This is a genomic window from Massilia phyllostachyos (assembly GCF_021044825.1).
GTDB lineage: Bacteria > Pseudomonadota > Gammaproteobacteria > Burkholderiales > Burkholderiaceae_D > Telluria > Telluria phyllostachyos.
Genome location: NZ_JAJNOC010000005.1, coordinates 96,410 through 118,345, shown reverse-complemented (window position 1 = coordinate 118,345; position 21,936 = coordinate 96,410). Strand labels below are relative to the sequence as shown.

The following is a 21,936-nucleotide window of genomic DNA, read 5'->3' as shown; positions in this document are numbered from 1 at the left end:
CGTTATAACAATTCGTAGCGCACGTCGCGCCGGTCCTCCGTTTGCAGGCCTTCGACCAGGTAGGCATCCCACCCCAGCCGCCCGTCCACGCCGTCCAGCCGCAGGTTGTGCACGTCCGCCGCCAGCAGCACCAGCTCGACCTCGTATTCGAGCGTCACCCCGGTGAACATCGACAGCATGCTGCGCAGCGCGCGCGCCGCCTGGCCGCCGGGCAGGAAGCCGTTGAAGGCGGCGCGGTCGAGCGGCCCGACCACCAGGCGCAGGCGCAGGTCGCGCTGCCAGACGCGCGCGCCGGCGATGGTCCCGACCCCGAGCACGGCGCGCTCGCTGCCGAGCAGGGTCTGCTGCGCCAGCGGCACCTCGTACCAGCGGCCGACGAACTGTTCGGCCACGACCTGCGCGCCGAAATAGTCGGACAGCACCCGCGCCAGCTGCACGCTCGAACTCGGACGCTGCCGCAACGAGGCCGCGAAGTAGGCCAGCGACTCATCCAGCACCGCGCCCTGCGCGCTGCCGTCCAGGCGCCGGCGCAGCGCCTTGTCGCCCAGGCCGGCGAGGCTGAGCAGGATCGTGAGGAAGCCGTCCTCGCTGCCCTGCCGGTACTGCAGCGCCAGCCGGTACTTGCGCCAGGCTTCGTAGAACAGGGCCAGCGAGCGGTTCGAGAAGGCGTCGAGAAAGGCGCGCGCGCCGTCGGCTTCCGGCTCGCCCCGGGCCTGGGCCTGGTGCTCGGCGATGCGCTCGGTGTAGTGCAGCGGCAGCACGCCCTGGGAACCCAGCAGGCCCATGAAGGCCGGCGTGATGCGCAGGTACTTCAGGCCGCCCTCGCGCAGCGCCTCGGCGAGCGCCGGCGCGGTCGCGCCGACAGGGGCGTCCAGCGCGCGCGGCTCGGCCACGATGGCCTCGACCTGGCTGGGCGGGAAACCGAGCGAAAGCGAATTCTGGAAGCGCAGGTGGTCCGCCACCAGGCCCTTGCCGCGCAGGCCGCGGCGGCGCAGCCACAGCTCCAGCATGCGCACCGCCTGGAAGTACTCGAAGCGGTAGGGCTCGCGGAACAGGCGCTCGATTACAGCAGGCGCAAATCGCCGCTGCGGGGCTCGCATGTCAATAGCGCTTCTCCGGTTTTGTGGGACACGATCACCAGCTGGGTGAAGCTGTTCGCATGCACGTAGAGAGCCAGGAAGCGCGCGATCACGTCGGCGAAGGCATGGATGCCGCTGCCCACGAAGGCTTCCTCGTCGATGCCGAGCCGTACCTCGACCCCGCGCACCAGGCAGGTGAAGGGGTTCCCGTCCAGCCAGGCGGTGGTGGCTTGCTGGGCGATGCTCTTGATGCCGCCGATCTGGCGCTGCGAGGACGGTGAGCGCGGCAGGTCGTACAGGGCCAGCATCTCGCGGAAGGCTTCGACGCCGCCCTCGATCAGGGACAGGTGGTTCAGCGCCAGGTGCGAGACCAGGCGCCAGTGGGCGCCGCGGCCGCGTGCGAAGCGGTGCGCGCTCGACGGTTTGCGCAGGAAGGAAATCGCGCGCACGCTGGAGCCGCCTTCCAGGAACAGGTCGCCGCCCGGCTGGCCATAGCTCAGTTGCGACGGCAGGTCGCGGTTGGTGCAGGTCAGCTCGACGTTCAGGGTGTCGGTCTCGATCTCGGCCGGGTCGAAGTCGATGTCGACGATCGACACCTGGGTCTCGAAACCGGGGCTCAGCTCCGCCAGCGCTTCGTCGCGCCGCACGCAGTAGTAGTGGCCGGCGTCGTCCGGCGTCTGCGCGTGGTGCAGCGCATAGAAGGGGCGGAAGGCGACGATCGATTCGCCCTGCGGCGTCTGGCGCACCAGGTTCAGCGCCTCGATGGCATAGACCTCGAAGGCATAGGCGCGGCGCGCGTCGCCCAGCACCGGATAGCTGGCGCTGGTATGCGTGACGCGGATCGGCTCCCCGCGCTGGCGGAACAGGTTGATCACCGGCGTGCAGCCCAGCAGCACGTTGTTCGGCGACAGGGTGCCGAGCATGCGCGCCAGGTTCGAGTCCGAGCGGATGCCGGACAAGGCCAGGTGCAGGGTGAGGGAACGCGTGCCCGGCGGGACCGTGCTTGCCAGTGCGGCCAGGTCGATGTCGACGAAGTTGAATTTCTCGGGAAAGCAGAAGTACTCGGTCAGCAGGCGATACGCCGCGTGCGAGCGCGCCGGAAAATCGATCAGCGATTCGCCATCCTCGAAACCGGCCGGACGCACCGGCATCGCCGGCAGCGCGCGCCAGACGCCGCTGCTGCCCGCCTCGACCCAGGCGCCGACGCTGCGCATGAACAGCGCGTCGCGCAGGGCCGCGCAAAAGGACGGCTCGCCGTCGAGGAAGACGCGCAAGGTCCGCACGCCGCAGCGCTCGAGCGAACCCTGCTCGGACGTGAGCGCAATCTCCAGGCTGATGCTGGACGAGGCATTGCCCGGCAGGCGGGCGGCGTCGGGCGCCTCGATGATGGCGGCGAAGCGCGCGGCGCTCAGGGCCAGCGGCGCCACGCTGACCGGATACACGGTGCGGAAGGTGCAGGTGGCGCCGCGCACCGCGCGCGTGCTCAGCTGGGTGCCGCGCGCGACTGTGCCGGGGCCGGACTGCGCGGCCGCGCCGCCCAGGTCCATGCGCGCGATCGAACACGAGGGGAAGGGCCGCAGGTAATGCGGATACAGCGCCTCGAACAGGGCTTCGGTGAACTCGGGATAGTCGTCGTCCAGCCGGCGCGCGATGCGCGCATTGAGCAGGGCGAAGGACTCGATCATGCGCTCGGTGTGCGGGTCTTCGCACACTTCGCCGCTGATCAGGAGGCGGCCGGCGATGCGCGGATAGCGTCCGGCGAATTCGCGCAGGTCGCGCCGCAGGTAGGCCAGTTCGCTTTCGTAATAGGGCAGCAGCTGGTCGACGCTCATGCCCCGCCTCCGCCCGCGCGCGCCGGTTTGCCGGCCTTGCTGATGCTGTACTGCAGGGTCGAGGGCGTGAGCACCGCGTCGAAGTTCACCGGCTCCTGCGCGGTGCTGGCCACCAGCACCGCGGTGATCGAGAAATTCAGGCGGTTCACGGAGTCGCCCTGCAGGTCGAGGCTGGCGCGCACATTGCGCAGGCGCGGTTCGTGGCGGCTGATGGTGTTCTCGATGCTGGCGCAGATGTCGGCGCGGTCGGTGGGACTCGACAGGCAGCGGTCGGCGAAGTCGTTCAGGCCATAGGTGACCATCGAACGGCTGCATTCGGGATAGGCCTCCAGCGCCCCTTCCGAAATGCTCGAGCGCGTGTTGAGCAGCGCCTCGAGGTCGCGCGCGACCGTGTCCTTCAGTTCCTCCGCCGTCAGACGCTGCGCGTCGTGCCTGGCGGACCCGCGGTTCGGCAGCCCCAGCAGGCGGTCGAACAAGCCCGGCGTATATCCCTTCATCCCGCTCCCCTCGCACTGTCGCATTCGTGAACACGAAACGCGATGTTGCCACGCCAACTCCTGCCAACGTTTGATCAAGTTCACATGGGAAACCCTTGCTCGTTGTTATGTTTCTTCGAGGCGTTTGATCAAACATGAGGGAGGTGCGCATGACCAGCAAGGTTCTTTGGGGCGAAGGCCTGTTGTTGCGGCCGCAGCACTTTCAGCGGCAAGACCACTACCACGAACAGGCCCTGTATCGAAGCATCAAGGCGGTCCATCCCTATGCCTGGGGTGTCGAGAACCTGCAGGTGGACAAGGAGGCGTTGGGCAGCGGCATGCTGCGCCTGCTGGGACTGTCGGCGCGCTTCCAGGACGGCGAGCTGGTCGAGGCGCCCGAGGTCGACGCCCTGCCCGATTCGATCGACCTGAGCCTGCTGCCGCCGACCCAGCAGACGATCATCTATTACATCGCCCTGCCCGGCCTGAAGCCCTTCAGCGGCAATTTCACGCCGCCCGGCCAGGCCTCGAACACGGCCCGCTTCGTGCAGGCCAACCAGGACACGCCCGACCTCTACACCCAGGCCGCGTCGGTGCAGCTGGCCTACCTCAAGAAGTCGCTGCGGCTGGTGTCGGAGGCCGAGCCGCGCGATTCCTATATCCACTTCCCGCTGCTGCGCCTGCGCCGCGTGTCCACCGGCGGCTTCGAGCTGGACGACGCCTTCGTGCCGCCGACCCTGTCGGTGGGCGCCGCGCCGGCGCTGTTCCAGGGGCTGCGCCGCCTGCTCGACGCGCTGCAGGCCAAGGTCGCGGCCCTGTACGGCCACCAGCGCGAGCCGAGCCGCAACGTGGTCGAGTTCCGCTCCGGCGACATGGCCTCGTTCTGGCTGCTGCACACGGCCAGTTCCGCCTGCGCGACACTCACCCACAACTTCCAGCATCCGGCCCTGCATCCGGAGCGATTGTTCCAGGAACTGCTCGACGTCGCCGGCGGCCTGATGACCTTTTCCAAGAGCTGGCAATTGAGCGACCTGCCGGCCTACCAGCACGGCGACCCCGGCCCCTGCTTCGCCAAGCTGCACGCCATCATTCGCGAACTGCTCGACACGGTGATCTCCTCGAAGTACTTCGCGATCGCGCTGTCGGAAGTGCGGCCGTCCTACCACATCGGGGCGCTCGATTCGGGCAAGATCGACGAGAAGACCACCTTCTACATCGCGGTATCGGCTGCGATTCCGGCGGTGGAACTGGTCGACGTGGTGCCGCTGCGCTTCAAGGTCGGCGCGCCGGACGATGTCGAGAAGTTCGTGCTCTCGGCCCTGCCGGGCGTGCGCCTGCAGTACGCGCCGCAACTGCCGGCCGCGGTGCCGGTGCGGCCCGAAACCTGCTACTTCGTGATGGAAGCGAAGGGGCCGATGTATGAGCGCATGCTCAAGGCGCAATCGATCTCGATCTATGTCCCGGCCGGCATGAAGGAACTGCGGCTCGAACTGCTGGCCGTCGCCGCATGAAGGCGGCGCCGGATGTCGCGGCCCTGGGCGACGCCCTCGGCCTGTTCGGCACGGGACTGAGCCAGCGACGCGCTGCGCCACCCTCATCGCAGGTCAACAAGCAAGCATCGACAATCTTTGCGTGCCCATCATGACAACTGCTTCGACAACACCGATGCGCCAGGCAGCCGAATGGCTCAAGTATGGCGCAGTAACCCTGGCGGTCTTCCTGGTCTGCTGGACGATCGTCCTGTGGTTCTGGCACAAGTCCCACGAAGAACCCGGAACGGGCGAGCTGGTGCTCTCGCTCCTGGTCTTGCCGCTGGTTCTGCTGCTCGGCATCTGGAAGACGAGCAAGATGATCGCCGCCAGTGATGCGGCGACCATCGCCGCCGGCGCCAAGCGGGCAGCGACACCGCCGATCGTGAAGGCTGCGGTCGAAAATCGCGCACCGGTGCTGGCCGTCGTCGCTGCGTCCATGCGCTCGCCGCATGGAAACTCTGCCGAGGAACTTGCCGGCGCCATCGCGGACAACGAGGCGCGTGCGGACCTGGACCGGGAACTGGTCGACGACAATGGTTTCCCGGTCATGACCGCGCGCAGCGACGATGCGCTCGATGAAGCCTTGCAGGAGGAAATCGCGGAATGGCTCTCTGGCCAGGGTATCGCACACCTGCACCTCAGCGAGGAACAATGGCGCGCCCTCATCCTGGCGACCGGCGTTGCCGGCGAACTGGGTTGCCGCGCTGGTGAATTGATGCCTGAAAAAGGGACGCCACCCATGCTTCAGCTGCGCCTGCTTCTGCCGCACGATTGGCAGGACGATGTGCGGCACGCGGCGACCATGTGGCTCAAGCATGCCGTCAGCCAGTACGGCTGGCCTGTGGACAGGATCGCAGTGCCGGAAGTTCCCGATGGCGCGCTGACGCCGACGGCGATCCTCGCGCAACTCATTCCCGTGCCGGCACAACCCGTGCTCTTCATGGCCATCGTCATCGCCTGCGCTTCGCTGATCGGCCAGGAAAGCGTAGACCGCATGGCAGCGAACGATTCGCTGTTCACCTCCTCATCCCAGGCACGCGGACAGATCCCGGGCGAGGGCGCGGCCGGCCTGCTGTTGACGGATCTCGTACAGGCAGAGCAAGTTGGCTTCAGCAATATTGCCCTGCTCGGTCCGTTCAGCGAAAAACGCCGCGCCAGCTCCGCTGACGAGACCCGCCGCAATGACGCCACTGTGCTGCTGGAACTGACGGAACAAATTGCAACAGCTGGCGGCGTCGCGTTGTCGCAGATCGAGATGATCCTGGCGGACACCGCGCACCGCTCGAACCGCGTCCTCGAGCTGATGGGGCTGGCGGCGCCGGCCATACCCCAGGTCGATGCGGCCGACGATGTGGTCCGCGTCGGGCTGGGCAGCGGCAGCTGCAGCGCCGTGCCCTTCATGACGGTGCTGGCGCTGGCGCAGCACCATGCGCGCGAACGCCGTGCGCCGATCCTGTGCGTCAGCAACGAGGATCCGCATCTGCGGGCCGTCGCCCTGGTCCGCCCGATGAAGCGGGACGCTTAAGCGTCGAGCGCGCTAACGACGAGCTTGCGCTTGCCGTTCGGCGCCAGCGGAATGTCGTGTTCTTCCTGCAGGGAGATATCGAAGAATCCACCCCAGCGGCGCAGCTGGGCGTCGAGCACGAAGGCTTTCTGTTCGTCGTTCAGGCTGCCGTGACGGGGCACCACGGCCAGGGTGATCGCGCCAGCCTTGCTCTGGCGCACCTGGTACAGGCGAACGAAATCCCAGGTCACCTCATCGATGACGATCGACAGGCCCGGAATGCGCTTGCCGCTGCGGTCGACCAGGTATTCGTGGCCGCGGCCGTCGATGCCGGCGCAGCGGCCATCCACGTCGATCAGGCCGTAATCGTTGGTCCGGTAGCGGATCAAGGGCATCACGTCGTTCCACAGCGAGGTGCCGACGATTTCCGGACGGTCGCCATCCATGCGGTTTTCGTTCCAGCCGTACAGGGTATCGAACTGGTAATCCGAGGTGCCTGAGTCGTCGACCTTCAGGAAAGCCAGGTTCGTGCGTTCCGACAGCCCATAGTTCAGCGACACCGGCGCACGGAACAGGCGGCGGATCGCGGCCAGCTGGCCGGGTGTCGCCGGCTCGGAGGCCAGCAGCACCGCCTTCACCTGCACGTCGAGCTCGCCAGCCTGCAGGAGCTCGGACAGCGCCGTCGCGGAACTCGGGTAGGCGTGCACGTAGTCGGGACGGAAGCGGTTGATCGCTTCGACGATGGCGGCCTTGTGCTGCTCGTGCACGTGATACGGAGACAGCATCAAGCGGTTGCCGACCTCGCGCGCCGGTTCCTCGTGCGCCAGGCGGCGTGCGTCGGCGCCGATGCGCAGGATGCGCGATTTATCGAACGAAAAGCCGAGCTTGCCCCATTCGTGGGTAAAAAAGGCTTTTTCGATATCGGCCAGGCGCTTGGTGCGCCACAGGCCGATGCCCTGGCCGGAAGAGCCGCCGCTGGTCGCGTACATCAATTTATCGGGGTCGAGGCGGCGATCGAGGAAGTCGCGCTGCTGCGACATGACTTCTTCCTTGGACAGATAGGGGAAGGCGGCGAGGACCTCGTGCAGGGGCTCGTTCGCAGCCTCGGCCATGCTGAGCTTGACGCTGCGCTGGTAGAAGGGCACGTGCTCGAGCGCATGCACGAGAATGTGGCGCAGGCGTTCGTTCGCATGTGCGGCGATGGCGGCCTTGTCCTGCTTCAGCAGCTCGCAGACGCGGAAGAAATCGGGGTGGTACAGCACCCGGCTCGGAAGGTAGCGGCGCCAGGTGTAATAGGGTTTGGCGAGGAGATCGTGCAGGCTCACATCGTCACCCGTTCAGAATGCGTTTGAATTCATCCGGACCCACGCCTCCCAGTCCCAGCGCATCCAGCGTACGGGCTTCCTTGGCAAAATCGCGGTCCAGCAAGGCGCTGGCGATGCAGATCAGGGCGTCCGCCGTCGGCGTCGGCACCGACATCAGGCGGCCGACCGAGGACAATAACGCCAGGCCCATCGGCACGTCTTCGGTGATGAAACGGGTCTGCAAGGTCGCCGGACCCTTGGGCCCGCCTTCCTGGGCATAGCGGCGGAACACGGAGATCGATTCCTGCGACAGGTCTTCTTCGTTGCGGAACTTGCACTCGTCAAAATAGGGCGAAGGCTTGCCGCCGGTGGCCGCGATGACGGCGTTCTTTTCCGCATCGAGCTTGTGCAACAGGTTCAGCACGCAAGGCGTGAATGCTTCACGGTACATCCAGAATTCGCCCTGCGCATACTCGATACGGCTGGCCGACAGAAGCGAGCCGACCGTGTGCACGATCAGGTTCGGATTGTGCATCGCCGACTCGAGCACGTTGCTGCGGATCGCAACATAGGTCGGGAACAGGCGTGCGGCGCGCTCCAGCCCCTCGACGGCGCGCTCGCGCGGCAGGAAGGCCAGGGCGTTGCGGGTATTCTTGAACAGGACGTTGACGACGCCGGGCTCGGTGATGCGCGCGTCGTAGGGCAGGCTTTCGCCTTCGGCCAGCAGGAAGGCCTCCTTTTCCTGGTAGGGCAGGAAATAGCAGGAGCCCATGTAGCCGGGCGCCATCAGCACCAGCTGGTGCGCCTTCAGGTAAGGACCGATCAGGGCCGCGATCTCGGCATGGCACTGGGTCTGGGTGGTGATGAAGATCGCATCGGGCGTGACGGCGAAGGCTTCCTCGACGTCGCGGGTGGCCAGCGCCAGCGTGGCGGTGCTGGTTTCGCCGCCCTTGGGGTTGCTGACGATCCTGATGGTGCGCGTTTCGCGGACGTGGTCGAAATTCTCGTCGTGCAGCGAACGGGAAGTCTTGAACAGCACGACCCGGTGCCCGTCCTGGGCCAGGATCGCGCCGAGCGCACATCCGGCATTGCCTGCGCCAACCATTAACACATTCATGCGTCCTCCAATAGACAGCCCCGGGCACGACGCGGCAGGCGTCAGCGGCCGCTTCCGCTCCTGAAAGAGCGGTGGCGCGTTGGTTAGTCTGCATGGGAAGACGGGCAAGACGTACAGAGCGTCATGCCAGGCAGGTGCCTGTCGCTACCCACGCGAGAAAAAGCAAGTGAGGCAAGCGTTCGGCCTGCTCAACGATGAAATGACGATAAGTTTGTTCGATAGCGAAGTCAATCGAATTCCCAACTGAGCACAGCAAGAAGTTGAGAAAAGATAGACCCAAGATGCCTTCACTTACGCAATTTAGTTGCCTTTTGTAATAATTCTCATCGACCAAAACTTGCCGGAAATAAGCCCTTTTTCGACCAGCCAGCAGGAAAAAAGAAGGCAGTGCGCTCGTCCCGAGGAAATCGATGAATCGCTAAAAAGTTTCCGAGTGGTAGCCTTTAAGGTCAATGACAGGAGCGTGGCGGAGAAGCCGATAAGCCCGCATGGCTGGATGCCGGTTAGCTTCCCAAGGGGCCACAGCATTTTCACTATGGGAGTGAAAGTGCTACTGCGCGGCTCCTGCTTTTCCCACATCACATCTTGCCTATCATGGATGCTCTTACATCTTGAAAGCGCATGACATGAAACGATTGATGATTTCCGCCATGGTGGCCGGCACCCTGCTCGCCAGCGCTGCACAGGCGGCCACGGCCACCGTCGGCAAGATCGAGCGCGTCGCCGCATTCCACGGCGCCATGCCCACCGGCGTCACCGTGACCGAAACCGGCCGCATCTTCATTAATTTCCCGAAATGGGGCGACCAGGTCGACTACACCGTGGCCGAAGTCCGCGACGGCAAGACCGTTGCCTACCCGAGCGCCGCCTTCAACCAGGAAAACGCCGACCCGGCCAAGGGCCTGATCAGCGTGCAGAGCGTGGTCGCCGACGGCCGCGGCCGGCTGTGGATCCTCGACACCGCCGCGCCGGGCTTTGCCGCACCCGGGCCGGGAGCTCAAGCTGGTGGCGGTTGACCTGGTGCTTGAGCGCCTGGTGCAGGAACGCGATGCGGCGCTGCCCGGCTGGGAGCAGGCAGGCGTCCAGCTCACTCACCTGATGTTTATCGGCATCCTGCGCGCCTGGCTTGCGGACCGCGACACGCTGGGGCATGGCCTGCTGCGCGCCGCCAATAATGCGCGCCTGGCCCCGACGCTGCGGCTGATGCACGGCGCGCCGGGCCGCGCCTGGCGTCTGGCCGAACTGGCGCAGGCGGCGGCGATGTCGCGCGCCAGCTTCGCCGGCCAAGGCCATCGAAAAACTACGGGTTCAAGCGGCGCAGGAACTGATCGACCAGGGGCATTCCTCGATCGGCCGCCTTGCCCAGATGACCGGCTCCGGCGACGAGGAACACCTGTGGCGCGCCTTCTTGCGCGCGTTCGCAAGAGCTGGTTTGACAACTGGTTGGAAAATTCTTGCACTAACAAAGTTTGACACAACCTCAACGCCTCAGAGTAACTTCTGAGCTAGCTGTCCGCTCGTCACCGCTAACCCCTTCTTGCAGTCTCTCTTCGGTGGTGGCCTCCCCAATTATGATTTCTCGCACAAAAGCTGTGAACGCACGCGCTTTAGCGCTTGCTAAACGCCCAGACGGATAGACTGCCCATAAATCAATCGTCGGCAATGACCATTCGGGAAGCAGTTGCTCTACCTCACCGTTTGCTAGTTCAGGCGCAAACATCCACTCTGACGCGATCGCTATCCCGACACCAGCGCAAACAGCCGCGCGTACGCCTTCCGCAGCGTTTACACTCAGACTTCCATTCACGGTTACCGAAACCTCGGCGTTATCACGTCCGAACGACCATGTCGTCGCGCCACCGGAATCCTGCAGGTAGACCACCGCTTCGTGCTGCGCCAAGTCAGCCGGAATTTGTGGCACGCCGCGTTCAGCAAGATAGCCCGGGGTGGCTACAACCATGCGGCGCCCTGTCGTGATTCGGCGCGCTGTCATTGAAGAATCGCCTAAGTTACCCATTCGCAGCGCAACATCAACACCGTTCTCGAGAAGGTCGATCTGACGGTCATCCAGCATGACTTCGACTTCCAGCGCCGGATGGCGGTCCATGAACCGCTTGATATGGGGGATAAGGTGCAGACGCGCGAAAGTCACTGCAGCGCATACTCGCAACTTGCCTACTAAGTCGGCGCTAACGCCACGGGCCGCGCCATCTGCCTCGTCCACCATGGCAATCGCACGTTTAGCAGACTCGTAATAGGCAAGCCCGGCTTCAGTTGTGGTAAGGCCGCGGGTGGAGCGCAGCAGCAGACGAGTTAGCAGCCGCTCCTCCAGCTGCGCAATTGCTTTAGAGACGGCCGGCTGACCGACGTTGAGACGACGTGCTGCAGCTGAAAACGATCCAGTCTCGACAGTGCATACGAAGGTCTCCATCAAAGTAAGCCGATCCATTCTATTCCTTTCATCATCGCTTGCTACGCAGTGGAGTATTCCGCGTAGGAATGAATTATATGCGCGCCTGCTGTCTACTCCGGCAGTCCGTGGTCGACGATGATTCACCTACCAAAACGAAACAACCACCGAACCAATAGGAGAATGATCATGAGCAAATTCACCGTCTACACTCAAGACAACGCACCCGAGGCCTCGAAGCCGATCCTCGGTGAGGTCAAGAAGGCCTTTGGCTTTGTGCCGAACTTGCAAGCGAACATGGCCGAATCGCCTGAACTCCTTGCTGGCTATACAGCGTTGTGGGATTTTTTCGCCAAGAGCAGCCTTACGCCTCACGAGCAGCAAGTCGTCTACCTGACCGCGAACTTCGAGCACAACTGCCACTACTGCATGGCAGGCCACACTACGCTGGCCAAGATGATCAAGATGGATGCTGGGGTAATCGCCGCTCTGCGTGAGGGTACCCCGCTGCCGGATGCCAAGCTGGAAGCCCTCCACCGCTTCACTACCTTGGTCGTACGCGAGCGCGGCTTCGTACCAGAAGCCGATGTCGAGGTCTTCCTGGTGGCTGGCTACACTCGCCGCAATGTACTAGAGGTAGTGCTGGGCGTGGCCACCAAGGTGATGAGCAACTACACAAACCACTTGGTGGACACCCAGCTGGACAAGTTCATGGCCGGTAACGAGTGGACCAATCCCACTCAAAACTGAACGCAACACGGTGGGCCCTGGGCCCGTCTTTCTTCAACAATCAAATTCGACCGGTAACAGCATGCGTCTTCTTGGAACCGTGATTAGCCCAACGACATTCACCTCTACTCCTGTGAACGCTATCGGGCAAAGACAAGCGCATGCTGTCATCGCATACGCAGTTGTGAGCGTAGCCGCGACCGCTTGTGCTGTCTTTTTCGCCACCGTTCAAACTGCATGAACACCGGGTCATGACACGACGTAGCCTACATCCAGGAGGCGAACCCGAAGGTAAAGCCCGGGTACGGTATCACGCGATATCTTGGCCACATCACCGACGACATGGTTTCGCTTTCCAGGCGGAATTCAACAGACAAAGGTCTGGCCATCTGCACGAGAATTTGGTCCCACTAGACATTTCATCTTAGAGGCGACGGCGGCCAACATCAACATTTTCATTCTCGAAAGAGCATTGTCATGGTATCCAAATTATTCTCGAGTTTTTCGATGAACCATTTCCAGCTTTCACATCGTGTGGTTCTGGCTCCGCTAACACGGATGCGCACCGAAGGGAACGACATTCCGGGAGATTTGATCAAATCCGGACCTGCCTGCGCGGCTGTACCACAATCGAGCCCGTCGCCGGCGGCGAACACGCCGGGGCAGGAAGTCGCATAGGGCGAAGCGGCGTCCGCGTCGCGACCGGCCAACACGAAGCCTTTGTCGTCCAGCCGAACCAGGTTGGCATCTTGTCGTTCCTCTGTTGTTTACACGGGCAGACGCTCAGTAGAGCCGCTCCATGAATGAACGGTTCAATTGGGCAATTTCGTCAGCGGATTCATTCAGGGCAAAATGGCCGGCGTCCAGTAAATGCACCCCTGCATCCGGAACGTCTCGGGCACATACATGCGCCGCGGCCACCTCGAACGAGGGGTCATGGCGCCCTCAGACGACCAGGGTCCGCGGTGTGTGCTCACGCAGCCAGGACTGCCAAGTCGGATAGGAGGCGACGTTCGATTGGTAATCGTAGAACAGCTCGGTTTGGGACTCGTACTGGACAGGTCGAGCTAAAAACGCCAGCTCATCGGTCCAAAGGTCAGGGTCATAGTATTCGGGATGCGGGCTCTTGCCGACATGGCGCAGCCGCGTCGCCTCAGGCGAAAAGAAGTTGGCGCGTAATGCGCTCTCGTGGGCCGCCCGGTCGCGCCAGAAAGCTCGCCGGGTTTCCCAAAGCGGCCCCAGCCCTTCTTCATGCGCGACCGCATTCTGCATCACCAGCCCCGCAATTGGTTCCGGCATTGCCTGCGCAAGCCGCATACCGACCGGCCCGCCGTAATCCTGTATGAACAGGACATAGCGGCGCCGGTTCAACTGGCGGACGAAGCCCTTGATTACATCGGCCAAGTGCTCGAAGGTATAGTGAAACTGAACCGGATCGGGCGCGCTGGAGGGGCCGAATCCGGAAGGGTCGGGCGCGATGAGCCGGTACTTGTCGGACAGCCGTTGGAGAAAGGGCTCGTACATGCGCGACGACGACGGAAAACCATGGAGTAACAGTATCACCGGACCATCCTCCGGACCTGCCTCGCGGTAGAACACGTCCAGGCCATTTACCGGCGTTGTCGATTAAATAGTTTTCATGGTCAGAGAAAATCAGATCATTGCCTTGCCTACCGACGCGCCACCATCGACGAAGAGCGTCTGGCCAGTTACGAAACCCGCGTCTTCACTCAGAAGGAAGGCCACGACCGCGGCGATCTCGTCCGGTTGACCAAAGCGTCCCATCGGCACCGCATTTAGGTAGCGACGCTCACCCTCACTGCCCTCTGGATTGTTCCTGCGGAACAGCTCGGTTTCGGTGGGACCGGGCGCGACCGCGTTAACGGTGATACCTGTCGTCGCGAGTTCCAGCGCCCAGGTCCGCGCGAAGGTGATGAGGGCCGCTTTTGCGCCGGCATAGGCTGTACGCTCGGGCGTGCCAAGGACAGTCAGGCTGGCGATATTAACGATACGTCCCCAGCCTTGCGATCTCATGTGCGGCAGGATGGCCTGTGCTGTTTGCACCGCCGGACGCACATTCAGGTCGAGAACGGCATCCATGTCGTCCAGGCTAATGTTACCGAGCCCTTGGGGCCGGACCAATCCAACATTATTCACTACGCCGTCGAAACGGTACTGTGAAGCGAGTCGCTCCAGCGTGGCGGCGGTGGCTGCGCGATCCGCCAGATCAATGGCTACCAGCGTGCCGGGAAAGTCTGGCCGATCCGTATGGCGCGCGAGGCCGACGACGTGATGTCCTGCGCGGGCCAAGCGCCCCGAGACTGCAAGGCCGATGCCCTGGCTAGCACCTGTGACGAGGAAGGTTCGTTTGCTCATGTGAGTCTCCTGAAAGGCGGTCGGCATCGAAGCGGCCGCGCAGGGTTCGTGGATGGATCAGGCGGTCGCCAGCAGGTTCTGCAGGACCGGCAGCATGCTGTCCGGTTCCGGGCGGCGGGTGTAGTCGGGATTGACCTCAGCGTAGGCGATGACGCCGTCCTGGCCGATGACGTAGCGTGCCGGCATCGGCAGGGTCCAGGCAGGGTCGTCGTTGAAGGCCGGCAGGTCGTTCTTCAGGTTCTTGTACAGCTCGATCAGGTAGTCCGGCAGCGCGAAGCGCAGGCCAAAGGCGGCCGCGACATCGTTGTGGGTGTCGCTCAGGATCGGGAAGTCCAGCTTGTTCTGGCGCTGCGACTTGCGGCTGTTGGCGGCGGTCTGCGGCGAAATCGCGACCAGGTTGGCGCCAAGAGACTGGAACTGCGACAGGGTTTCCTGCAGGGCCTGCAGCTCGAAGTTGCAGTACGGGCACCAGACGCCGCGGTAGAAGCTGATGACGAGCGGGCCCTTGGCCAGCAGCTCGGTCGAGGACACCGGCTTGCCTTCGGGGTCGTTCAGGGTGAAGACCGGCGCGCGGTCGCCCGCCTTGAGCGCGCGGCCGGCCTGGCCGGAGGCAACCAGTTCCGCAGTAGCGCGTTCCATGATCGGGTGGATTTCCGGTGGGGCGAAGTAAGGGGCCTTGCCGCCTTTGAAGTCGGCTTTGAATGCGTCGAGTTTGGCTTGCAGCGTCATGATATGTACTCCTGTCTGTGGTTGTGAGGTGTTTCGATAAGACGCATAGTGCCGGTCCAAGTAGGCCGGCGGTAGCAGGCTGGCCGGCATAGCTTGTATGCCGGCAGGGAATGGTCAACGGCTTAGCGCACGGCGCGCGCGAGCAGGCGATCAATCGCGGCGGCGATCACGTCGACATGGGTTTCGAGGGCGAAGTGGCCGGTGTCGAGCAACTGGACCTCGACGTTCGAGTTGTCGCGCCGGAATGCTTCTGCGCCCGGGGGAATGAAAAAGGGGTCGTTCTTGCCCCAGATGACAAGGGTGGGCAGCTGCGTCGAACGGAAGAATTGCTGGAATACCGGATACAGCGCCAGGTTGTTGGCGTAGTCGAGGAACAGGTCGAGCTGGATGTCCTCGTTGCCGGGGCGTTGCATCAGTGCCGCGTCGAGGTAATACGCCTCCGGCGCCACGCTGGCGGGATCGGCGACGCCGTGCACGTACTGCCATTTCGTTCCTTCCAGCGTCAGCGCTTCGCGCAGGGCATTGCGGTTCTCGAGGCTGGCATCGTTCCAGTACCTTTTGATCGGCGCCCAGGCGTCGCCCAGGCCCTCCAGGTAGGCATTGCCGTTCTGTGTAACCAGTGCCGTCACGCGCTCAGGATGGGCTGCGGCAAGACGCAAGCCGGTCGGTGCGCCGTAGTCGAACACATACAAGGCGTATTTTTGCAGGCCGAGGGCATCGACGAATGCCTCCATGGTCCTGGCCAGATTGTCGAAGGTGTACACGTAGTCGCGTTCCGGCGGTACCACGGTGAAACCGAAGCCCGGCAGGTCTGGTGCGATCACGCGATAGCGCTCCGCCAGCAGCGGCATCAGGTCGCGGAACATGTGCGACGATGAGGGAAAGCCATGCAGTAGCAGCAGGACCGGTGCGTCGGCAGGGCCGGCTTCACGATAAAACACATCAACGCCATCTGCGGCGATGGTACGGATGGCGGAGCGGCGGGATTGGGTATCAATGTCCATGGTGTCCTCCTTGAAATGAGTTGATGACGTATTCGTGCGTGCGTAAGTGCATTCGACGCTGCGCGTTTTCAGGTGGCAGGCACCAGGGCTTCGACGCGTGCGATGGCGCGCTGCGCCGCCGGGCGCTGCGACATGGCCTCGAACCAGCGCGCCACGTTCGGGCTACCGTCGAGATCGACGCCCGCGAAGGCACGCCGCCAGATCCAGCCGAAGTGGGCGATGTCGGCGATCGAATAGGCATCACCGGCAACGAATTGGCGCTTGGCCAGCGTGCCGTCGAGCAGCGCCAGGGTACGCAGGGCTTCGCCATGGAAACGCTGGATGGCGTGCGGCAGGACTTCGGGAGCAAGCTTCTGGAAATAACCAGCCTGTCCGAACGCGGGACTGATGGCGGACGCGTGGAAGAACAGTTGCTCGAAAACACGGGCGCGGGCTACGCCAGAGGCCGGCAGCAGGGCGCCATGCCGTTCCGCCAGATAAACCAGAATGGCGGCTGATTCCGTCAGCGACATCGTGTGGACGGCATCGCCTACCGTCAGCACAGGCACCTTGGCATTTGGATTGAGCTCGACAAACTGCGACGATTGTTGTTCGCCCTTGCGCACGTTCACCGTGTGAAGCTCGTAGTCAAGACCCAGCTCTTCCAAGGCGATGATGGGCTTGATGCTGTTGGGCGTAGCGAAGGCGTGAAGCTGGTACATGGCGTTTCCTTTCGAGGAAGATGAGGCCGGCGTGCCGGTCTATTGCTTACTGTTTGGCGGCTTTCATCGACTTGACCAGGTCAGCTGCGCTCGCGCCTTCGAGGCTCAGCCCATAACCGGTCTGCTGGACCAGGGCGAGCTTGATCGGCTGGACGAAGTAAGTGCGTGTATTGCGACGGGTGACTTCCGGCTTGGTCAGGTAGCGGGCAGCGATTTCCCGGGCTTTGGCAATGGCCTGGCCATCGGGCACGACTTCTGACACCAAGCCATATCCCTTGGCCTGCGCCGCCGTGAACGGCTTCGGGTCGAACAGCAGGGCTTCAGCGCGGGTCGGTCCCATGCAATAGGACCAAGTCGTGAAGATGCCATCTCCTGGCACGATGCCACCAGCGAAGTGCGGCGCATCGTTGAAGCTGGCGCCTGCGCCGGCCACGATTACGTTAGCCAGTGCGCAGTATTCGGTGTGCACCCAGGCCTTGCCCTCGACCGCACAGATCATCGGCACGCGGATATTGGCGATGTTCTCGACGATTTGGGTGCCTTCGTCATGCACCTTGGACCACACGTCAGGGTCGCTTACGTCGCCGAAGGAGGCGAAGTCGATATCGCCCATCCATTGCCCACCTTTGCCAGTCAGGATCACGATCTTGTTATCGCGGTCGCGGCTGATGTGATAGAAGGCGTCGACGAATGCTTCGTGTGCCTTGGCACTGAATTTGAACGGGCCGCCGTTCGTATTCATCTCGACCAGCAGTACGCCGTTGGCGTCGCGAGTCATGCGCATGTTTTCGGTCTGGGTGAAGTAGGCCGGATCGGCGGCGTGGGCCAGGCTGGTCATGCTGGCAACGGCAAGGGCGGCGCTCAGGGTTCGCAAGGTGTTCATGGGTGTGCCCTCTCGATGTCTGGTTTGGATGTCATGGTCGATCCGCCCGTCGTGCGCAGACGGATCGTAGCTATGCCTTACAGGGCCGGCGCGGCAGGGAAGTCGACCGGGACCTGGGTCAGGGCATGCAGGTAGTTCGTGATGATCTTGTCACCGATGACCATCACCGTATCGACCAGCTGGCCTTCCGTATAACCTGCAGCCAAGAACGCATCGACGAGGGCCGGTTCGGCGTGGCCGCGACCTTCAGTGGCGCTCTTGACCAGACGGGCGAGGGCGTCGAGCTTGGCATCGAAGGGCGCGCCGCCCTTGCGAATCGCGATGATCTGGTCTGGGGTGAAGCCAACCATACCGCCCAGTGCGGTGTGGGCAGCGAGGCAGTATGCGCATTCGTTAACCTGGCTGACCACCAGGTTGATGACCTCGCGCTCTTTTGCGTTCAGCGAGCTCTTGCCGTTCTGTAGGGTCAGGTAGTTACCGAGCGCGTGCTCGGAGTGCGCCAAAGTGGCGTACAGGTTGGGCACCATGCCCAAGCCCTTTTGAAGTTTTTCGAAGATAGCCTGGTTGGCAGGGGAGACAGTGGAGGCGGTCGGGATGGTGAAGGTTTTCATGATTCGTCCTTTGTGGTTGCTGTCGTTGAAGTGTTGCGACAGGACGAACTATGAAGTTTTTGGGCTTTTCAGAGTAGCAAGCTGGAAGGCATAAGGTTTATTCCTCGCAGCGTAGAGCTCGTCCGAAGCAGCGTGGAGCCGGTGTCCGATCAGGCCAACCAGTAGCCGGCGAGTTTCACGCACCACCTGAAAGAGGCGATTCACTGGCTTGCGATGCGCCAAGAGTACTCACATGAGTATTATCGGCAGATCAAGCGCAACACGACTCGAAGAAAACTCGAGGAGGTCGCCCTTATGCTTGACCACCAAACACGCATTCGCATCGAGTCGGCAATTCTCGCGTTCCTGCAGCACATTGATGCAGCTTGTGACGCATTCCCATTTGCCCTTCACATAATGATGGGCGGCCTAACAGATGACCCGGATGACGACTAACTGAAATGGAACCAAAAGCTGTTACACAAAGCTCGGAACAAGTTCCCCCAAGCGCACGAACTACATGCTGAGCTGGATGCATTCATGGAAGACACGAACTTCAAGATCCTGGCTGGTCTAGTGAACCAAGCGAAACACAAGTACTTCCCTCGCGTCCTGAAACATGCGGATTTCGTGAACGACCGCTACCATCTACTCATGCGAAACGTCGAGTACTTCATGTACCCGAATGGGAAGAAGACAAAGTGTGTATTGGATGAACTGGACGTGCTGGAATTCGTGAAAACCGTCCACAACGAGACGCTAGTGAAGGTCTTCCACCTCTACATACACGCCTACAACGCGGTCAAGAAATGAGAACGCCCACCACATTTGCAAACTGGTAGCGTGTCAAACACCGTCGAGAAAAGCAGAGGCGGCTCATCACATCAGCTACTGACAACACCAGCCACAGTTCAGAAGTCCGCTGTTCATAGTCCATTAGGGCCGGAAAGCGGACAGTCAGTATGCCCCAGTGTACGGTGCTGTTTTCTCAGACGAACAACAGGTTTTATTCGCGTTCTTAATTTACAGCTTCGACCATCGACAAAGTCGCGCTCACAGTGGCTTGCAAAAAAGAGCCTCAGCACCTGTCACCGAGGCTAATATCAAACTTTATTAGTTCGCGACAACAAACAACCCGGGCCGTGCGCTCCTCATTCCACCGTCACCGATTTCGCCAGGTTGCGCGGCTTGTCCACATCGGTCCCACGGGCCAGCGCCGTGTGGTAAGCCAGCAGCTGCAGCGCCGCCACGTGCAGGATCGGCGACAGCTCGCCATAGTGTTCCGGCAAGCGGATCACGTGCAGGCCGTCGCCCGAGGTGATGCGCGAATCGACGTCGGCGAAGACGTAGAGCTGGCCGCCGCGGGCACGGACTTCCTGCATGTTCGACTTCAGCTTTTCCAGCAGCGCATCGTTCGGCGCGATCGTGACGACCGGCATCTCTTCGGTCACCAGCGCCAGCGGACCGTGCTTCAGCTCACCCGCCGGATAGGCTTCGGCGTGGATGTACGAAATTTCCTTGAGCTTCAGCGCGCCTTCGAGGGCGATCGGGTAGTGCATGCCGCGGCCGAGGAACAGGGCGTTTTCCTTGCGTGCGAACTCTTCCGCCCAAGCGATGATCTGCGGTTCCAGCGCCAGCACCGAGGAGAGGGCCACCGGCAGGTGACGCATCATCTTGAGGTGCTCGGCTTCCTCTTCCTCGGTCAGGCGGCCGTTCACTTGCGCCAGGGTCAGGGTTAGCAGGAACAGCGCGGCCAGCTGGGTCGTGAACGCCTTGGTCGAGGCCACGCCGACTTCGACGCCGGCGCGGGTGATGTAGGCGAGCTTGCACTCGCGCACCATGGCGCTGGTCGAGACGTTGCAGATGGTGAGCGTATGCGGCATGCCCAGGCTACGCGCATGTTTCAGGGCGGCCAGGGTGTCGGCGGTTTCGCCGGATTGCGAGATCGTCACGACCAGGGTCTGCGGGTGCGGCACGCTGTCGCGGTAGCGGTATTCGCTGGCGATCTCGACGTTGACCGGGACCTTGGCGATGCATTCGATCCAGTACTTCGCGGTCAGGCCGGCGTAGTAGCTGGTGCCGCAGGCCAGGATCAGCACGCGGTCGATTTCCTTGAACACGCCGTAGGCGCCGTCGCCGAACAGTTCCGGCATGATGCCGGTCACGCCCTCGAGAGTATCGCCGATCACGCGCGGCTGCTCGAAGATCTCTTTCTGCATGTAGTGACGGTATGGACCGAGCTCGGCCGCGCCGGTGTGGGCGTGCACCGTCTTCACTTCACGCTCGACCGGACGGCCGTCAACATCGACGATCCAGTAGCGCGCCAGCTGCAGGTCGACCACGTCGCCTTCTTCCAGGTAAATGATCTGGTTGGTGGTGCCGGCCAGCGCCATCGCGTCCGAGGCCACGAAGTTTTCGTTTTCGCCGACGCCGACGATCAGCGGCGAGCCCTGGCGTGCGGCGACGACGCGGTGCGGTTCCTCGCGGGCGAAGACGGCGATCGCGTAGGCGCCGTGCAGGCGCTTGACGGCTTGCTGGACGGTGTCGAACAGGTCACCGTTGTACATGTGGTCGACCAGGTGGGCGATGACTTCGGTGTCGGTCTGGCTGGTGAATTCGTAGCCGAGGCCCTTCAGTTCGGCGCGCAGCTCGTCGTGGTTTTCGATGATGCCGTTGTGGACAAGTGCGATGCGGGCATTGTCTTCGTTCGGCGAAAAGTGCGGGTGTGCATTGTGCGAAGCCGGGGCGCCGTGGGTGGCCCAGCGGGTGTGGGCGATGCCGGTGAAGCCATCCAGATGGGCTTCGCGCACCTGCGATTCGAGTTCGGCGACGCGCGAGGTGCTGCGCGAACGGGTCAGCTTGCCATCGAGGTGGACCGCGACGCCGCAGGAGTCATAGCCCCGGTATTCGAGACGTTTCAAGCCCTCGATCAGGACAGGCGTGATGACGCGCTTGGCGACTGCTCCGACGATACCGCACATGGTAGACCTCTTTAATGGTTAGCAATACAAACTATCGTAGAGCAACTAGGATGAAATAAGCTTTCAGTTTCCTAGTAATTTTGAAATAATATTTCATCTTCAAAGCACGATGAAATATAATTTCAAATACGTCAAATTGTTTTTAATTTATTTCATCATGTCAGAACGTTACCCCATCGACGATCTGGATCGTCGCATCCTGAACGCGCTGCAGACTGATGCATCGCATACGAACGCCGAATTGGCTGAACTCGTACACGTGTCACCGCCCACCTGTTTGCGCCGGGTGAAACAGCTGACGGACGGCGGCGTCATCGAGCGCCAGGTGGCAATCGTCGCGCCGGAGAAGATCGACGCGCGGCTGACGGCCATCGTCGAGATCACGCTGGACGTGCAGGCGGCCGAGCGCATGGCCGAGTTCGAAACCCTGGCGGCGGGCGAGGGCGCCGTGCTGCAGTGCTACCGGGTGGCGCCGGGCCCGGATTTCGTGCTGGTGGTGCAGGTGGCGGACATGCCGGCCTATCACGAACTCGCCCACCGCCTGTTCACGGCGCATGCGAACGTGCGCAACGTGAAAGCCTATTTTTCGACCCACCGCAGCAAATTCGATACGCGCATCGCCCTGTGAACGCTTGCCGAACGTGTGGATAACTTTGTGGAAGACCATCCGGACAAGCACAGGATAAGCA

The 21,936-nt window shown here is 62.5% G+C and carries 20 protein-coding genes and 1 pseudogene; 7 read left to right on the top strand and 14 right to left on the bottom strand.

The annotated features are described in order from the left end of the window. Positions 1-2: 2 nt before the first annotated feature. Genes tssG through tssE form a run of 3 tightly spaced genes read right to left on the bottom strand, consistent with a single transcriptional unit; the run spans position 3 to position 3,408 of the window. Positions 3-1,100: a type VI secretion system baseplate subunit TssG gene (gene tssG / locus LQ564_RS16015; RefSeq protein ID WP_231059110.1), complete on the bottom strand. Its 1,098-nt coding sequence runs from the start codon at positions 1,098-1,100 to the stop codon at positions 3-5. Further along, complete coding sequence (tssF, locus tag LQ564_RS16010; protein ID WP_231059109.1) at positions 1,064-2,911, bottom strand: type VI secretion system baseplate subunit TssF; 1,848 nt, start codon at positions 2,909-2,911, stop codon at positions 1,064-1,066. Before tssF ends, tssG begins: the two co-directional genes overlap by 37 nt. Beyond that, a complete protein-coding gene (tssE, locus tag LQ564_RS16005) occupies positions 2,908-3,408 on the bottom strand; it encodes a type VI secretion system baseplate subunit TssE (protein ID WP_231059108.1) in 501 nt (166 codons plus the stop codon). The genes tssF and tssE overlap by 4 nt, the downstream gene beginning before the upstream one ends. Positions 3,409-3,551: 143 nt before the next feature. On the opposite strand from tssE, the gene tssK reads away from it, so the two are divergent. Continuing rightward, complete coding sequence (gene tssK, locus LQ564_RS16000) at positions 3,552-4,898, top strand: type VI secretion system baseplate subunit TssK (RefSeq protein WP_231059340.1); 1,347 nt, start codon at positions 3,552-3,554, stop codon at positions 4,896-4,898. Positions 4,899-5,028: 130 nt separating this feature from the next. Then, on the top strand, positions 5,029-6,444 hold the full coding sequence (locus LQ564_RS15995) for a hypothetical protein (protein ID WP_231059107.1): 1,416 nt from the start codon (positions 5,029-5,031) through the stop codon (positions 6,442-6,444). Here LQ564_RS15995 and LQ564_RS15990 read toward each other — a convergent pair. Both LQ564_RS15990 and LQ564_RS15985 read right to left on the bottom strand, forming a co-directional pair. Continuing rightward, the gene (locus LQ564_RS15990; protein ID WP_231059106.1) at positions 6,441-7,748 is read right to left on the bottom strand and encodes a phenylacetate--CoA ligase family protein; all 1,308 of its coding nucleotides are present in this window, start codon (positions 7,746-7,748) and stop codon (positions 6,441-6,443) included. The genes LQ564_RS15995 and LQ564_RS15990 overlap by 4 nt on opposite strands. Before the next feature lie 4 nt (positions 7,749-7,752). After that, the gene (locus LQ564_RS15985; protein WP_231059105.1) at positions 7,753-8,844 is read right to left on the bottom strand and encodes an NAD/NADP octopine/nopaline dehydrogenase family protein; all 1,092 of its coding nucleotides are present in this window, start codon (positions 8,842-8,844) and stop codon (positions 7,753-7,755) included. Between the two features lie 626 nt (positions 8,845-9,470). Here LQ564_RS15985 and LQ564_RS15980 point away from each other — a divergent pair. Continuing rightward, entirely contained in the window at positions 9,471-9,860 is a 390-nt protein-coding gene (locus LQ564_RS15980) for a hypothetical protein (RefSeq protein ID WP_231059104.1), read from the top strand. Continuing rightward, positions 9,850-10,317, top strand: coding sequence for a hypothetical protein (locus LQ564_RS15975; RefSeq protein ID WP_231059103.1), 468 nt, complete (start codon positions 9,850-9,852; stop codon positions 10,315-10,317). The genes LQ564_RS15980 and LQ564_RS15975 overlap by 11 nt, the downstream gene beginning before the upstream one ends. A gap of 7 nt (positions 10,318-10,324) precedes the next feature. On the opposite strand, the gene LQ564_RS15970 is transcribed toward LQ564_RS15975, so the two are convergent. After that, a complete protein-coding gene (locus tag LQ564_RS15970; protein WP_231059102.1) occupies positions 10,325-11,293 on the bottom strand; it encodes a LysR substrate-binding domain-containing protein in 969 nt (322 codons plus the stop codon). A 150-nt stretch (positions 11,294-11,443) separates the two neighbouring features. Here LQ564_RS15970 and LQ564_RS15965 point away from each other — a divergent pair, with 150 nt between their 5' ends. Further along, the gene (locus tag LQ564_RS15965) at positions 11,444-12,004 is read left to right on the top strand and encodes a carboxymuconolactone decarboxylase family protein (RefSeq protein WP_231059101.1); all 561 of its coding nucleotides are present in this window, start codon (positions 11,444-11,446) and stop codon (positions 12,002-12,004) included. 762 nt (positions 12,005-12,766) lie between these two features. Here LQ564_RS15965 and LQ564_RS15960 read toward each other — a convergent pair. The 7 genes and pseudogenes from LQ564_RS15960 to LQ564_RS15930 form a co-directional block, all read right to left on the bottom strand. After that, positions 12,767-13,588 (bottom strand): annotated as a pseudogene (locus tag LQ564_RS15960) (alpha/beta fold hydrolase). Between the two features lie 48 nt (positions 13,589-13,636). Then, entirely contained in the window at positions 13,637-14,359 is a 723-nt protein-coding gene (locus tag LQ564_RS15955; RefSeq protein ID WP_231059100.1) for an SDR family oxidoreductase, read from the bottom strand. Positions 14,360-14,416: 57 nt separating this feature from the next. Continuing rightward, positions 14,417-15,088, bottom strand: coding sequence for a peroxiredoxin-like family protein (locus LQ564_RS15950; protein ID WP_231059099.1), 672 nt, complete (start codon positions 15,086-15,088; stop codon positions 14,417-14,419). Between the two features lie 122 nt (positions 15,089-15,210). Further along, a complete protein-coding gene (locus LQ564_RS15945) occupies positions 15,211-16,092 on the bottom strand; it encodes an alpha/beta fold hydrolase (protein ID WP_231059098.1) in 882 nt (293 codons plus the stop codon). A 68-nt stretch (positions 16,093-16,160) separates the two neighbouring features. Then, positions 16,161-16,793 carry a glutathione S-transferase family protein gene (locus tag LQ564_RS15940; RefSeq protein ID WP_231059097.1) on the bottom strand — a complete coding sequence of 211 codons (633 nt, stop codon included), beginning with the start codon at positions 16,791-16,793 and terminating at the stop codon, positions 16,161-16,163. Between the two features lie 46 nt (positions 16,794-16,839). Beyond that, entirely contained in the window at positions 16,840-17,676 is an 837-nt protein-coding gene (locus LQ564_RS15935; RefSeq protein WP_231059096.1) for an enoyl-CoA hydratase/isomerase family protein, read from the bottom strand. A gap of 77 nt (positions 17,677-17,753) precedes the next feature. Beyond that, complete coding sequence (locus LQ564_RS15930) at positions 17,754-18,287, bottom strand: carboxymuconolactone decarboxylase family protein (RefSeq protein WP_231059095.1); 534 nt, start codon at positions 18,285-18,287, stop codon at positions 17,754-17,756. Positions 18,288-18,806: 519 nt separating this feature from the next. Between LQ564_RS15930 and LQ564_RS15925 the strand changes: the two genes are divergently transcribed. Beyond that, positions 18,807-19,079 (top strand): hypothetical protein, encoded by a 273-nt coding sequence (locus tag LQ564_RS15925; protein WP_231059094.1) that lies wholly within the window; start codon positions 18,807-18,809, stop codon positions 19,077-19,079. Positions 19,080-19,417: 338 nt separating this feature from the next. Here LQ564_RS15925 and glmS read toward each other — a convergent pair whose 3' ends face one another. Continuing rightward, positions 19,418-21,247 carry a glutamine--fructose-6-phosphate transaminase (isomerizing) gene (glmS, locus tag LQ564_RS15920; RefSeq protein ID WP_231059093.1) on the bottom strand — a complete coding sequence of 610 codons (1,830 nt, stop codon included), beginning with the start codon at positions 21,245-21,247 and terminating at the stop codon, positions 19,418-19,420. A 157-nt stretch (positions 21,248-21,404) separates the two neighbouring features. Between glmS and LQ564_RS15915 the strand changes: the two genes are divergently transcribed. Continuing rightward, the gene (locus LQ564_RS15915; RefSeq protein ID WP_231059092.1) at positions 21,405-21,875 is read left to right on the top strand and encodes an Lrp/AsnC family transcriptional regulator; all 471 of its coding nucleotides are present in this window, start codon (positions 21,405-21,407) and stop codon (positions 21,873-21,875) included. Positions 21,876-21,936: the final 61 nt, after the last annotated feature.